The following is a 13,734-nucleotide window of genomic DNA, read 5'->3' as shown; positions in this document are numbered from 1 at the left end:
CCCCCAAAAATTTGGGGGGTGTAAGCTTCAAACAAGGAAAGGGAAATAATTTACTTTGTGATGGATTTAATACCTTTATCATCTTGGCTGCGAGCAGCACCATAAATCGCATAACCGGCAGTACCGACAACCGCAGCACCAGCCACAGCAATCGCACCCCATTTAGCAGCTTTGCCAAAACCCTTGCCGGCCTGTACGGTCAGATCTTTGGCAGGGCCAAAAGCCCAGGTGCCTACTTTGCTCATAAAACTTTGACCGGCAGTACTGGCAACTTTTGCACCCCCCATACGGGCGAACATGCCCAAGGTCATGCCTGCACCGACAATTTCAACGCCATTGTTCATGGCCATTTTGCCTGCGCCAACCGCGACGGTCTTGCCCAGTTTCAGCGCTTCCATTGCGCCTTCAGAGGCTGAATTTACTTCATTTTCAAACAATTTCACTTCAACCACTTTGCCATTCAGCGTGGCATGGGTACGGTCGCCAGGGCCACGGTTCTGCAGGCTGCTGAAATCCATATTGTCGCCATAGGCGATATAAAATTTGCCATTTTCAGGATCTTTATAAACGAGAGAGTCAAATCCATCACCATCAATAGCTGTTGCCAACTGGTTCTGCGTAACGCCTTCCTGAAGTTCACGAATATACTGGGCGTTTACATTAACACCGTTGACCATCATATTTCCCATTGCTTGAAGCCTCCGTTTGCGATCTGTTTGAATTGCTTACATACAGGTTATACCCAGTTACCTGGGAAAATATTCTTAAACACCCTCTATTTTTCCATTAAATCTTGATAAACAGCTCAAACCCTTTAATAGACTGGGTTTCAAACAAATCATCAAGCACAAAAATAATATCTGGACGAAAACAGTTTAAGAAGTGTTTAAAGTTCCGAATCTTTGACCTGGGTTGAAAATAAATACTTTCTTTTCTTGACGGGTCAAGCATTTCAGATAGGTTTATTATACCCTGATAAGTCTCAAATATTGAACCCTCCTGCCCCCAAGAAAAATGAACAAAACACGTATTTTCTATCTTTTGATGCTTTTACTTACAGCACCTGTCAATGCGGAGCCCCATTAGCTCAAAACAAACCAGCTTCAGTTCAAAGAGGAACGCAATTCCTTTCAAATCAGCTCTCAAGCGCAAAGCCAATGTCTCAGCCCCAAACCGGCAACACGTTTAAAGACTTCAGACACTCTGCTTCTTGAGCGGAATAGGGTCTATCTTCGGAGTAAATGAGGACAAAGATTGAGTTCTGCGTTTAAGCAATTGAGAGAAAGAAAAGATCTTCAATTCCCGTCCTCCTAAGCGACTTGGGCTGTGCTATCCTGAATCTGAAACCTATCCAAAAGGAGAGAGATTATTATGGCTACCCGTGTTGGTATTAATGGCTTTGGCCGCATCGGACGTCAGGTCTACCGTGCTGCCAGCGAAATGGAAGATATTGAAATTGTAGCGGTCAACGACTTGACCGATTCAAAAACCTTGGCCCATCTGCTGAAATATGACTCTATTCATGGAACATTCCCTGGCGAAGTACGTGCCGAAGGCGATACGATCTACGTCAATGGCAAAGCGCTCAAAGTACTTTCTCAGCGCGATCCTGCAGCTTTGCCCTGGGGCGAAATGGGTGTAGATATCGTGATTGAATCTACCGGTTTGTTTACCAAAGCCGAAAAAGCTGCTGCCCATCGCACAGCTGGTGCAAAGAAAGTCATCATTTCTGCTCCTGCCAAGGGTGAAGACATCACAATCGTATTGGGTGTCAACCATGAAAAATACGATCCCCAAAACCACCATATTATTTCCAATGCCTCCTGCACCACCAATTGTCTGGCACCCGTTGCCAAACCTTTGCATGACGCTTTGGGAATCGCCCGTGGCCTGATGACCACCGTTCACTCTTATACCAATGACCAAAAAATTCTGGATCTTCCCCATGACGATCTGCGCCGGGCCCGTGCCGCCGCGATGTCAATTATTCCCACCACCACAGGTGCGGCCAAGGCGGTTGGCCTGGTAATTCCTGAGCTGAATGGCAAGTTGAATGGTTTGGCCATGCGCGTTCCCACGCCCGATGTATCTGTTGTGGATTTGGTCTGCGAAGTCAACCGTGACACCAGCGCTGAAGAAGTCAATCAGATTCTGCGTGATTTCGCGGCCAAGACCTATCCCAATGTACTGAAGGTTTCTGATGAGCCCTTGGTCTCCATGGATTATAAAACCTGTCCCATTTCTTCAATTGTCGATTCAGCCCTGACCATGGTGCTCGACAAACGGATGGTCAAGGTCATTTCCTGGTATGACAATGAGTGGGGTTACTCCAACCGCGTTGTGGATCTTGTTCACTACGTGGCAAAATCCCTCTAAGCCCTGAAAAAGCACAAGCCCCGCATGAATATGCGGGGCTTCTTTTTTGAGCCTAAAACTTTTTTTCAGATTTACAGGCTTACTCTTCTCACAAGGGCAATTCAGCTATCAGTTAGCTTTTCAGTACGGTTTTGCTGAATTTTTCATAGTCCATGGTTTTATAGGAACCCGTTTCAATAAACTTCAGCATGCCTGAAAACTCTTTGGGCCCCAAATAGCCGGGAATTTTGCCAATCACTTTGCCATTGGATTCCATGAAAACCAAGGTGGGAAAGCCCTGGACCCCATGAATAGAGGTCAATTCTTTTTCAGTCACCAATTGGCCTTCGTGGGCAACCTTATTTTCAGAGCTTTCAGTGACACGTACAGGTACAAATTTTGAAAGTTCTTTCTGAACAGCTGAATTGGTAAAGGTTTCCTTATCCATTTTGCGACAATAACCACACCAGGTCGCGAAGAATTGTACAAAGACAGGTTTACCTGTTTTTTTGGCCTCTTTTAAGCCCTTATCATATACTCGCCAGGAGACCTCTCCCTTGGCATAAGCTGGCGCTGACTCCTGGGCGATTTGAGGTAGAAGCGTCAAAGCAGTTCCCCCTGCAGCCAAAAGTCCAAAAACAAGCAACGATGCAATCAAAGGATTTTTTTTCATGGGTGTGCCCCCGAAGAACTTCATTTTTTTCTATCATAACAGTTTTAGCTTAGAAACTGAGAGCAAATCCCTTTTCAAAAATTCGCTTATTTGGAATTTTCAGCGGCGTCTTTGGCCAGCGACTCGGCCTGTTGAATCAAGGCTTGGGCCAAATGTTCAGGCTTAATATACTTCATCCGAATCAAAATTTCGCCCAACATCAACTTCTCGTCACTTTGTTTTTTCAAAGCACTCTGGAGTTGGTCTTTGTTGAGGTGTCCCTGTTTGATCAAAATATCGCCAATCCGATTGCTTTGACCGGGCGATTTGAACATGTTCAGCAGTTTAAAACCGAGTGAACTGCGTGGGATCGTCAAACCTGCACTGGGTTGGTAATGCTTAAGCGCCAATTTATCGGTAGGATCAAAATGGAGAGCCACTTTAAACTCTGCCTGGGCATAGCCCCCCCAATTTTTTTTCTGCAGTGCCAAACCCAATTGACTGTGATATTTGGCAACATCGTTAGAAAGCCGAATCGCTTCTTGGAATTCACGAATGGCTTCATCCAATTCATTGCGTTTTTCATATTCCTTGCCATTTTGGAAATGCAAATCGGCCTGTTCTTGGCGGGCTTGCCGGGCCTTTGCTGCAGATTCTGCAGCAGCGGGAGAGGGCTGCGCTTTGGGAGTTTCAGCGCTGGCAGGGGGCGCAGTGGATGAATGGGCAGCCTTTGCAGATTCAGCAGCTTTTGCGGCAGCTTTTGCAGCGTCGGCTTCCGCCTGACGTACCCGATCAAGCGTGCGTTCATAATCTTTGCGCTTAAAAGGGTCGCGGAGGGTATTGAAAGCATCGCTAATCGAGATAAAGGCTTTTTCAGCCTTTGTTTTCAAATGCGCGTCGGTAAACATATCGGGATGAGCCTGTTTGGCGAGTTTTTTATACGCCGAACGGATATCATCTGGGGAGGCATCAAAATCCAGCCCAAGAATGCGGAATAAATCCGTTTCTGCTAAAATCACATCCAGATCAATTTTACTCATGCCACTTCATTAGCCCTTTATAAAACCTTATTTTACCTGATCTCAGCCTCAATGAGGAGGGTTGAAATCTTGAACCGTTCAGAATTCACAAAAGTTTCAAGAGAATCAAGCCCTTCAAAATATGCCCGCAAGTCAAAGGGTATGTTAGACTGAACTTCAAAAGTCCTCAGACAAGGATGGATTGCTTTGATGATTCGATTTGAAGAAGATGATGAAGATGATGAAAAAAGCCCAGTGAAAGATTTACTTGAAAATCTTTCCGAAGCGCGTCTGTTTCAGAAAAAATTTCTGGAAAAACGCAAAGTTTTTCTCTGGGGTCCCGTCATGGATGCCTCGGCCCGTGATGTCGTCAACCGCTTGATGTATCTGGAAGCCGAAAAGCCTGGCGAGGAAATTACCCTCTATATCAACAGTCCTGGAGGCGTTGTAACCTCTGGCATGGTCATTTATGACACCATCAAGATGATCACCTCCCCCGTCTCTACTGTGTGTATGGGTTTAGCCGCTTCAATGGGCTCCATCCTGCTTTCTGTAGGAGCCAAAGGCCGTCGCTTTATCTATCCCAGTGGACGCGTCATGATTCACCAACCCAGTATCGGTGGCCTGATTCAAGGGGCAGCAGCAGATATCGCCATTCATGCCAAAGAAATCGTGAAAACCAAAGAAATGGGTGCACGTATTTTGGCTGAAAATTGCGATCAACCCTTTGAAAAAATCATGAAGGATTTTGATCGCGATTATTGGATGGATGCCAAAGAATCCCTGGAATACGGTATCGTCGACGGCTTACTCGATAAAATCGATTTATAAAGATTCCTGAGCGCATCGCCTTAAATTAAAGAGGCCACTCAAAAAGTGGCCTCTTTTGTGCATAAAGGTTTTCATCTGCCCCACTCAGGGAGCAGTACCACCCATCAGAGAATACCAGGCAAAAACAATTCCCATCAAACACAGGGTAAGGGTGCCAAATCCTGAACGCATCAGTTTCATGCGTTCAGCTTCATCCTGTTCTTTAAAACCCGCCACAAACATGCTCAGCGAAATATAGCCAAAGACGGCGGCCACCAGCAAAAGTATCCAAGCCACGTGCTAACTCCTGGCTGGGGGTTGGCGAAAGAGCTGCAATAACGAGGCATTGAGACGATCTGCCAACTGGTCAATCACAGCGCTCACCTCATGGCTTTCCGCTGTAGAGAAATGTGCCATGCTCACGGCATGTTTCAGGGCTTCCTGCAAAAGAATCACCGCCATCTCAAAGCTGATCAGCGAAAACTCAGCGGACCCTTCTTGAATTTCACGCGTTAAGCGGGCTGGCAAAAGTTCGCGCTGTTTAAACTCTTCAGGGCTGACCCGCTTGTCCAAGAGATCAGAAAGGGCTGTTAAGACTTCAGACAGCACAGGCTTCATCCGCCAAACTGCATTGGTCACTTCGGGCACTGCATAATTCTTGGTTTGGGTTTCCCATTCCTGCTTGATCAATTCTTCCTGCTTGCGGAAAAATTCCAGCCACCTGAAATTGGGGCTTTCAGCCAAAACAGGCGCAGGTTTTTCTTTTTCGCGAGAAACCAAGGCAGGGGCCACACGTACTTGGTTTCGGCCATTTTCTTTGGCCACATAAAGAACTTCATCGGCCGCTGCGATAATTTGTTCTCTTTGCCCAAGTTCAGGAGCCAAAACACCCCCCACGCCCAAACTGGCGGTCACTTTCAGCGGAGATTCAAAACTGCCCTTAATTTCTTCGCTTTCAATGCTTTCACGCAGGCGAGCGGCCACCTGTTCGGCAATTTCGAGCGGGGTATTGAGCAAGAGCACAGCAAACTCTTCGCCCCCATAACGGGCGGCAATATCGCCAGTACGTAAGGTTTTACGAATAACCGCTGCCACCTGCTGCAAAACCTTGTCGCCCTGCAAATGGCCATGCACATCATTGATTTGCTTAAAGAAATCGATATCCACCAGAATCAGAGAAATCCACTGATCTTTTTGGTGAGCCAAACGCAATTCTTCTTCAAAGCGCTGTTGAAAATAACGGTGATTGTAGAGATGGGTCAAGCCATCGGTAATCGCCATTTGCTGCGCCCGCTCATGTTTGCGATATTCTTCAAGATAGGAAGAAAGCTGTGCAGCCACTGTTTTCAGCGTGACCTGCTCTTCAACCGTCAGCAAATGCGAGGGCGCATGGTAGATATCGATAATCCCCATCATTTCCTGCTGATGTGAAATCGGCAGAGAATAGCGATTGTACATTTCATGACCCGTGAGAATATCCCGGCGCTCCGACATCACCTGTCCCAATTGACTCTGGCTGCCCACTTTCACAGCCCAGGAAGGGCTGTGCTGCAAAAATTCCATATGCTTTTTGCTCACGCTGGCAGCACAGGATAAGCTCTCTTCTTTGCCCTCTTCAATCAGAAAAATATGACATTGCCACAAGCTAAATTTTTCAACGATCAGATTACAAATTTCCTGAAGCTGGGCATTCAGCGCCAACCCGACCTTGAGCAAAATCTGACAGACCGAATAGTGAAGCTGCAGTTTGCGGTATTTGTAATACAGGTCATTGAAACTCAAATCCTGCGGATTGTCAGGACGGGGATTGACCCATTGTTCCCCTTGATTTTCAGCGCCCGTGTTTTTTTCGGGGGGCAAAATACTGAAAGGAGTGGATTTCTCCTCAGAGTCAAGCGGCAAAAGAGGGCGCTTGGGCTTGCCACTGGCGGTACGGGGCAAAACCTTATTGCGCTCAAACAACTGACTGAAGCTCAAGAGATTGTCATCTCCAGGCTCACGCTCAGGCATGGGTTCAGCATCACGACGCTCCTCAAGCGGCGTCTGACGGCGCTCATAGATATTTTTCAAACCCAGGTTAATTTCAGACCGGGCTTTCATAAACTGCTTAACAGCAGGTGAAACACCCGGCTGCCCCGGAAGTTGAATGGCTGCATTGGCAGGTTTTTCTTTCTTCTCGGTTTTGCGTTGAATTGTATTTCTTGTGAACAGGCTGGTTAAATCCTGCTCAGGTTCGGGAGATATATCAAACATGCGCTATCCAGGACAGTTATTCGTGTGGGTTCATTATACGCAAACCCATTTCTAAACATCTGTGCCCAGAGTTACAGCGCAGGCTTCAGCCCCCAAAATGATTGAGCAGACTGGCCAAAGCAAGCTTATTATGCGCGTAGGCCAAGCCTCCTTGCAAATAGCCCACATAGGGAGGACGCAGGGGACCATCGGCGCTCAACTCAATCGTTGAACCTTCTGCAAACGTACCCGCTGCCATGATCACTTCATCGCCATATCCTGGTGAGGCTGCTGGCTCGGGAGTTACATAGGCATCAATCGGACAGGCCTGTTGAATCGCACGGCAGAAAGCCACCAGTTTGTCCCGTTCTTCAAAACGCAGGGCCTGAATAATATCTGTACGGGGTTCATCTGCGGCGGGAGAGACCTGAATGCCCGCTTTGGCCAGGGCATGTGCGGTCAGCACAGCGCCTTTTAAACTTTGAGAAACCACATGGGGAGCCAGAAAAAAGCCTTGAAAAGCCAAACGATTAAAACCCAGCGTAGCCCCCAGTTCACGCCCCATCCCCGGCGCAAAAACCCGACAGGCCACCTTTTCAATCAAATCTTCCCGCCCACAGACATAGCCCCCACAGGGCACCAAGCCGCCCCCCGGATTTTTGATCAGGGAACCCGCGATCAAATCTGCTCCCACATGGCAGGGTTCGCGTTCTTCAACAAATTCTCCATAGCAATTGTCAACAAAAACAATCATGTCAGGCCGACAGGCTTTAACGGCTTTGACAATTTCAGCAATCTGAGCAATCGGGATCGACGAACGCCAATTATAGCCACGGGAACGCTGAATCTGAACCACTGTGGTTTCAGGCCGCAGCCATTCTTCCCAAGGGGCTTCGGCTGGGCTGGCAAAATCACGGATATCCACTTCGCGGTACTTGACGCCCCAATCCATTAAGCTGCCGGGATTGCCTTCACCGCGCACCCCCACCACTTCTTCAAGGGTATCGTAGGGGTGACCGGTCACAAAAAGCAGTTCCTGACCGGGCCGCAAACAGCCAAAAAGCGCAGAGGCAATCGCGTGGGTTCCTGAGGCCAGATGGGGTCGCACCAAGGCGGCTTCCCCGCCCAAAGCCTGTGCGAAAACAGCTTCCAGCGCTTCACGCCCCAAATCATCATGCCCATAGCCATAGGACCCCTGTAAATGATGCTCGCCGATGCGGTGATCCTGAAATGCCTGTAAGACCCGGGCCTGGTTGATAAAAGCCCTTTCTTCAATACCCTGAAAAACAGAGGCCAATTCGCGTTCTAACTGGGAAAGGGTTTCTAGGTGACGGGTCCAGAATTCTGACATGTTCAATTTCCTTTTCAAGATGCTCTCTATGCAGTTTGCCTGAAAATAGAAGACCCTGGACAGAGGATAGCCCCTTCAAAACAGGACCTGTGCATGCGCTCTCGCCAAGATCAAAACCCTTAAAAATATTCGCAAAAACACCCAAAAGCATCAAAAACAAACCTAAAACTCAAAAAATAGAATTCGCTTCAAATCTGAATTCCCGCGTATAATAAAAGCACCATGGTCATTACACGTGTTTTTGAAATCAAAACAGATGGAAAATTGACGCTGATAGATATTTCAGGTCAAGTCGAACGCTTATTGCGCAACAGCCGTCTGGCAGAAGGCATTGTGACGGTTTTTATTCCTGGCAATACCGTGGCATTGACCACCGTGACCTGCGAAGGGGGCAAAACGTCAAACCAGGAACAGATTTGGCAAAAACTGCAAATTTTTGGCAGTGAGCCTGCGGAGACGCAACTCAAAACCGCTTTGATTGGAACCAGTCTGACGGTACCCTTCAGCCGTGGCCAAATGCACTTGGATACCTGGCAACAGATTGTACTGGTAGATTTTGGTCAAGGCGAACGCTGGCACCAAATCACCGTGCAAATGCAGGGCGAATAGCCAATGAGTTCAGAATTTCTTTCCTGGCAGGAACAGGATTTTTACGCCTTGCTGGGCATCACCCGCATGGCCACAGAAGAAGATATTCGCAAAGCCTTTCGTTTGCGCGCCAAGGAATGCCATCCTGATCGCTTCCCACTGGGTTCAGAAGACCGTGAAGGTGCAGATTTGCGTTTCAAAGAACTGAGTCACGCCAAAGACACGCTGCTCGACCCTCAACTGCGTGAAGCCTATGATCGCCAACAGGATCTGGTACAACAGGCTTGGTTTGATGCCGTGGTCTACCAAGTACCTGTGCAAAAGAAGGCCCCCCCCAAAAGCAGTTTTGGTGAAACCCTGAAAAAGGTTTACCAACAGTATCAGGAACAGGAAGAAGAACACTTCAACGCCTATGATGGCGGCTTGGTTGAAGAAGAGGATCCAGAACCTCAAAATAACAAGGGAGTGCCCGAAGCCTCACGTAAAAATGCCGCCAGTTTTTACTATTCTCAGGGCATGCGTTTGGCCGCTCGGGGCCAATACCGCAGAGCACTCTATGCCTTAAACAATGCCCGCGTACTCGACCCAGATTTGCAGATCTCGGAGAGCCTGATCAGTCGAATCAGAGCCAAGGCCTGGTATTCCCGCGGCTAATTCGCGGAAGGAGAAGGGCTGGGAACGGGCAAAGGCTTGAGTTTCAAGCTGCCAAAGCGATCCGGGCGATGTACCCCGCCAAAGGTAAACGACCAACAGGCATAGGGCACGATTTCCTGAGGACGGCGACGGCAAAAATTGCCATAGCGCAGATTGCCCACCGGCGGGCTTTGAGAGCCCAAACTGAGCCAGGGAATCGCCATTTCAAGAAACCACCCCTGCTCACCCCGACGGGCAGCACTCTGCCAGGCCCCCTTCCATTGGGGATCCCAACTGGTCTTCTGGTAACGGGTATTGATCGGGTTGGCCACAAAATAGGCATATTTTTTTGGATCTGGCCCTGTGCTGAGAAAAACTTCAACCGTATCGTCTTCGCTCACCACCCGCTCAGAACCATCAACCCGAATTGTGCTGCGCAGGCGATCCATACGCGGTTCCTGATTGCTAAAAGCCAGATAGAGATTTTGGGCGTCATACCCCAGCTTAATATCTGTGCGGGCCTGGCTGCGTGCGGCCCCATTGTTCCAAAAGGGCTGGGGCAAAAGCACGGCCTGATTCCAAGCGACATCATCCAGCAGGCCATTCAGCTCAGGTGCCACACTCATTTCAGGGATTTCAAGCTGAGGCAAAGCCCGTGCTTCGGGCAAAATCACACTTGGGGGTGAAGTTGGAGGACGGTAACTGAAACTGCCAGGCTCATGCGCAGCAAAGACTTGGGCCAAAGCCTGGGCATAGCCCAAGCGAAACTGAATTTCTTTGCTTAAACCTGCAGGCAAGGCCCTCTGATTCTGAAGTTCGGTCTGCAATTGCAGCATCCAGCCCGTAATTTGAGCGGCATTGACCTTGCCATTGCGAAAACTTGCGCCTTCCAAAGTCTGAATCATGGCAGCCAATTGGTAAACCATGCCCTGCAAACCAGGGTGACGGGGCACGGGTGCAAGCCCTTTTTCAGCATCTCCCGGCAGCATCAGCCAGGCCCGCAAATCCTTCAGTTGGGCCTGAATCGCACCTGGCAAATTGGTATGCGGCACCCTGGCGGGTACACGAAAAGGGCCAGCTTTCAGCAAGCGCAGGGTTTCGGGACTGAGATTGCGAACGGCAAAGATATTCACGCCCGGAATATGCCGGGCCTGGAGTAAGCCCAATTGATTGAAAATTTCAGAGGCTTTGCGCTGGGTTTGATGCGCCCCCAAAATAGGGTAGAGCAAATCAGCACGTCCCCCTTGGGTCTCCCAATCCAGCCAGAGATCAAGTTCTTCAATCGTGCGGGCATACATCATCGGCGCGACAAAATCGAGCCAGTTATTGTTGCTCCAATGCCGCCAATTCTGCATTTTGGTATTGCGGGCATTGACCTCATTGCGAAAGACTGCAGCCCCCAAAGCCAAAGCGGGATTGAAGCCTGCCATTTGCAAACGCAGATCCTTGACCAGGCGATTGACCTGTTCCTCGCGCCAAAGGTGCCAGTCTTCCTGCAGGGGGCCGAGCGGGTCAATCCGGGCAGGGGGAAACTGGCCTACCTTGCGAAAATAGTCCAATTGAAAACGGGTCTGGCTGAGCTGATCTTCGGTCTGGTTATTGCCGTAGCGGATATAATCCAGCAAATAGCCTTCAATCGGATAACGGGCCGATAAATCGGCCAGCGTGCCAATCAAAAGCTGACGCCATTCTTCAGCAGCAGGCGAAATAAAAGCGCGGGTTTCATTTTCAACATTTTCATCTGAACTGGTATAGCCTTTGCCATCAAGCGGTTCAGCCCGCAAAGCAGGCAAGTGTTCCAAAATCGGATTGCGGGTGGCTAAATCAGGGGAAAGAATGCGAAAGGCCCAAATCCAGGGCAAAACCAAGAGCCCCTCCTCATGCGCAATTTGCACAAATTGACGCAGCGGATCTGCCCCCTTGCGGGCATACTGAAGCTCCTGCTCGGTCAGACGGTTGGGATAAAGGGCAAACCCCCGCCTGAAAACCTCGGGGAAGAGGGTATTAAAACCCGCCTCTTTCAGCTGACGAATTCGGGCACGAATGCCTTCAGGTTCAGGGGGGATCAAATCCATATTCACCAGTGCCCCCCGCATTTCCACACTGCGGCTGGGCATCAGACGCACCTGCAATTCAAACAGGTCTTGGGCCGTTTGGGAAAAACGCCCGGTAGCCCCTTCAGCCTGGTGATCCTGCCATTCCTGCAGCGCTTTGCCTGTTACCTGTAAAAGGCGCTTAATTTCTGGGTCAGAAGCCTGGGGCAATCCGGCTTCCTGAACTTCCTGCCAACGCTTTAAAATCCTTTCTTGCAGCAAACGCACTTCTTCAAACGTACTTTGCGAGGGGCTGATATCCTGCACAGCAGGGGTCAAAGGCGTTTGCGCAGAGACCGGTGTAGCCAGTGTCCCGACTAAGAGGGCAGACAAAAGCAGAGCCAAAGATTTCAAATTCATTTACCTCATTTATTCATCACTTCAGGATACTTGAAACTGCGGGCATTGATCATCTGGGAGAAATCAAAACGGCCCTCAAGTATCTGTTCACAACGCGTCAGAAACAATGCAAGATGCTGACTGAAACGGGCCTGAAACAGGTGATAGAGCTGATCATCATAGAGCGTGCCAATCCCGTAAATCCCATAATTGCCAAGCGCCCACAACTCATTTTCAGGCGCATGTTCAAAACGGGTGGGATACATGGCCCGGTAGCGCAGTCCCTGCGCTTCAGCCTGGAAAGAGAGCTCTTCAGCCACATCGGCGCGTTCATTCTCAATCAAAGAGGGTCGGCCTAACTGTTCATAGGCTTTTTTAGAAAGAAACAGGCAGGAAGGAGCCGCAAAAACATGGGGGACTTGTGCAAGATGGTTCGAAACCTGAGCCGGCCCCACAAAGCTTTGATACTGATGCGCAAAATTCATCAACTGAAAAATGATGCCTTTGTGAAGGGGGACGCAATCAATATCCAAAAATCCAATCACATCCGCTTCAGACAGGCGCAGTATTTCATTCATCCAAAATCCATGGGGCAGGTTTTCAGAAAAATAATTCACAGGAATTTCAAACTGCCGCATCACACGTTGATGGGCTTCCACCATGCGGGGATCCGTATTGTCCCAATAAAGACAATGAATTTCAGCTTTCATGAAGTGCTTATTCCTTTGGGATTTACAGCGGAAGAACTTAGAGAGAACCCAGCCCTATTTTGCCAGAACTGAGTGATTCTTACAAATACAGGGGGATATTGAAAAGAAGGAACAAAAGCAGACACGCAAGCCAATACCCACATGAAAAAAAGAAAGAATTTACTCCCTGACCCTGCATGTTTTTATCAAGAAAAGGGTATAAGAAAGTTAAGAAGATTTGCTGACACACGAAAGGAACCCAATCAACATGGCTGGAATCGATGGACGCGTCACAGGCCTCAATAAAGACGTCTTTCAAACCCTGCAGAATATTAAAAAGACAAATCCTGGTGCTTTAACTGAAGCCAATGCCAAGGAACTGCAAACCGCGATCAATAAAGATGGCAAAATTGATAATGCAGAACAGGATTTACTCTCTGAATTGACACAGAGTAAAATTCGGGCCATCAATATCCAATCGGCTGACTCACCCGCAAACAGCGTTGTATTTGGAACCACATCAGGCAAAGCCCGCGCACTCTTACAAGAAACACAAACCCCCACAGCAGAATTGGATCGGCTTGCCACGCAAGGTGCAGACGGGATTCAAGCTCTGACAAAAATTTACCAACGCTCACCTGCTGATGCTGATCGCGTGATCTCAGCCCTGGCCCGCAAAGGGCTCGAAGCATGGGATAAGAGCAGCGTAACCAATGCCTATGGCCCCTTAACCGCTATGATAACCTCAGCATATTCAGGTATCAGCAAAATGGAGGGTCAAGATAATTCAGACGCTCGCTGGATGCTTCACAAAGCAATGCAAAAAATTGACCAAACCAAAGGCGATGCTGTTCCTGATTTTCTCTACAACTGGGTTCGTCCGGGTGGTGTCCTCTAGTTTTTTAGATTTCCTCAACAAGAGCCACTAAAATTAAATTTTAGTGGCTCTTGTTTTTAAAGTCATTTATAAAAG

General features: G+C 48.6%; 13 protein-coding genes. 5 read left to right on the top strand and 8 right to left on the bottom strand.

The window, feature by feature from the left end; translation table 11 throughout:
• Positions 1 to 50: 50 nt before the first annotated feature.
• A complete protein-coding gene (locus tag COW20_06150) occupies positions 51 to 680 on the bottom strand; it encodes a hypothetical protein (GenBank protein ID PIW49383.1) in 630 nt (209 codons plus the stop codon).
• A gap of 691 nt (positions 681 to 1,371) precedes the next feature.
• Here COW20_06150 and gap point away from each other — a divergent pair.
• Positions 1,372 to 2,376 carry a type I glyceraldehyde-3-phosphate dehydrogenase gene (gene gap / locus COW20_06145; GenBank protein PIW49382.1) on the top strand — a complete coding sequence of 335 codons (1,005 nt, stop codon included), beginning with the start codon at positions 1,372 to 1,374 and terminating at the stop codon, positions 2,374 to 2,376.
• Positions 2,377 to 2,488: 112 nt separating this feature from the next.
• Here the strand turns inward: gap and COW20_06140 are convergent, their stop codons facing one another.
• Both COW20_06140 and COW20_06135 read right to left on the bottom strand, forming a co-directional pair.
• A complete protein-coding gene (locus COW20_06140) occupies positions 2,489 to 3,052 on the bottom strand; it encodes a hypothetical protein (GenBank protein ID PIW49381.1) in 564 nt (187 codons plus the stop codon).
• Between the two features lie 62 nt (positions 3,053 to 3,114).
• On the bottom strand, positions 3,115 to 4,047 hold the full coding sequence (locus tag COW20_06135) for a hypothetical protein (GenBank protein ID PIW49380.1): 933 nt from the start codon (positions 4,045 to 4,047) through the stop codon (positions 3,115 to 3,117).
• A gap of 189 nt (positions 4,048 to 4,236) precedes the next feature.
• Between COW20_06135 and COW20_06130 the strand changes: the two genes are divergently transcribed.
• On the top strand, positions 4,237 to 4,857 hold the full coding sequence (locus tag COW20_06130) for an ATP-dependent Clp protease proteolytic subunit (protein PIW49379.1): 621 nt from the start codon (positions 4,237 to 4,239) through the stop codon (positions 4,855 to 4,857).
• 84 nt (positions 4,858 to 4,941) lie between these two features.
• On the opposite strand, the gene COW20_06125 is transcribed toward COW20_06130, so the two are convergent.
• The 3 genes from COW20_06125 to COW20_06115 form a co-directional block, all read right to left on the bottom strand.
• Complete coding sequence (locus COW20_06125) at positions 4,942 to 5,133, bottom strand: hypothetical protein (protein ID PIW49378.1); 192 nt, start codon at positions 5,131 to 5,133, stop codon at positions 4,942 to 4,944.
• Between the two features lie 3 nt (positions 5,134 to 5,136).
• Positions 5,137 to 7,089, bottom strand: a complete 1,953-nt coding sequence (locus COW20_06120) for a hypothetical protein (protein ID PIW49377.1) — start codon at positions 7,087 to 7,089, stop codon at positions 5,137 to 5,139.
• Between the two features lie 85 nt (positions 7,090 to 7,174).
• Complete coding sequence (locus COW20_06115; GenBank protein ID PIW49376.1) at positions 7,175 to 8,419, bottom strand: aluminum resistance family protein; 1,245 nt, start codon at positions 8,417 to 8,419, stop codon at positions 7,175 to 7,177.
• Between the two features lie 222 nt (positions 8,420 to 8,641).
• Here COW20_06115 and COW20_06110 point away from each other — a divergent pair, with 222 nt between their 5' ends.
• On the top strand, positions 8,642 to 9,028 hold the full coding sequence (locus COW20_06110; protein PIW49375.1) for a hypothetical protein: 387 nt from the start codon (positions 8,642 to 8,644) through the stop codon (positions 9,026 to 9,028).
• 3 nt (positions 9,029 to 9,031) lie between these two features.
• Positions 9,032 to 9,661 carry a hypothetical protein gene (locus tag COW20_06105; protein ID PIW49374.1) on the top strand — a complete coding sequence of 210 codons (630 nt, stop codon included), beginning with the start codon at positions 9,032 to 9,034 and terminating at the stop codon, positions 9,659 to 9,661.
• On the opposite strand, the gene COW20_06100 is transcribed toward COW20_06105, so the two are convergent.
• Both COW20_06100 and COW20_06095 read right to left on the bottom strand, forming a co-directional pair.
• On the bottom strand, positions 9,658 to 12,093 hold the full coding sequence (locus COW20_06100) for a hypothetical protein (protein PIW49373.1): 2,436 nt from the start codon (positions 12,091 to 12,093) through the stop codon (positions 9,658 to 9,660). The genes COW20_06105 and COW20_06100 overlap by 4 nt on opposite strands.
• A 5-nt stretch (positions 12,094 to 12,098) precedes the next feature.
• Positions 12,099 to 12,782: a hypothetical protein gene (locus COW20_06095; protein ID PIW49372.1), complete on the bottom strand. Its 684-nt coding sequence runs from the start codon at positions 12,780 to 12,782 to the stop codon at positions 12,099 to 12,101.
• A 247-nt stretch (positions 12,783 to 13,029) separates the two neighbouring features.
• On the opposite strand from COW20_06095, the gene COW20_06090 reads away from it, so the two are divergent.
• Positions 13,030 to 13,659, top strand: coding sequence for a hypothetical protein (locus COW20_06090; protein ID PIW49371.1), 630 nt, complete (start codon positions 13,030 to 13,032; stop codon positions 13,657 to 13,659).
• The last annotated feature ends 75 nt before the right edge of the window (positions 13,660 to 13,734 follow it).

This window comes from bacterium (Candidatus Blackallbacteria) CG13_big_fil_rev_8_21_14_2_50_49_14, from assembly GCA_002783405.1.
Classification (GTDB): Bacteria; Cyanobacteriota; Sericytochromatia; order UBA7694; family UBA7694.
The sequence above is the reverse complement of the archived record's forward strand: the minus strand, read 5'-3'. Positions and strand labels throughout refer to the sequence as shown.

Bases quoted from the DNA above. Each gene is read 5' to 3' on its own strand.
- COW20_06150 (PIW49383.1), bottom strand. From the start codon at position 680: ATGATGGTCAACGGTGTTAATGTAAACGCCCAGTATATTCGTGAACTT.
- gap (PIW49382.1), top strand. From the start codon at position 1,372: ATGGCTACCCGTGTTGGTATTAATGGCTTTGGCCGCATCGGACGTCAG.
- COW20_06140 (PIW49381.1), bottom strand. From the start codon at position 3,052: ATGAAGTTCTTCGGGGGCACACCCATGAAAAAAAATCCTTTGATTGCA.
- COW20_06135 (PIW49380.1), bottom strand. From the start codon at position 4,047: ATGAGTAAAATTGATCTGGATGTGATTTTAGCAGAAACGGATTTATTC.
- COW20_06130 (PIW49379.1), top strand. From the start codon at position 4,237: ATGATTCGATTTGAAGAAGATGATGAAGATGATGAAAAAAGCCCAGTG.
- COW20_06120 (PIW49377.1), bottom strand. From the start codon at position 7,089: ATGTTTGATATATCTCCCGAACCTGAGCAGGATTTAACCAGCCTGTTC.
- COW20_06115 (PIW49376.1), bottom strand. From the start codon at position 8,419: ATGTCAGAATTCTGGACCCGTCACCTAGAAACCCTTTCCCAGTTAGAA.
- COW20_06110 (PIW49375.1), top strand. From the start codon at position 8,642: ATGGTCATTACACGTGTTTTTGAAATCAAAACAGATGGAAAATTGACG.
- COW20_06105 (PIW49374.1), top strand. From the start codon at position 9,032: ATGAGTTCAGAATTTCTTTCCTGGCAGGAACAGGATTTTTACGCCTTG.
- COW20_06100 (PIW49373.1), bottom strand. From the start codon at position 12,093: ATGAATTTGAAATCTTTGGCTCTGCTTTTGTCTGCCCTCTTAGTCGGG.
- COW20_06095 (PIW49372.1), bottom strand. From the start codon at position 12,782: ATGAAAGCTGAAATTCATTGTCTTTATTGGGACAATACGGATCCCCGC.
- COW20_06090 (PIW49371.1), top strand. From the start codon at position 13,030: ATGGCTGGAATCGATGGACGCGTCACAGGCCTCAATAAAGACGTCTTT.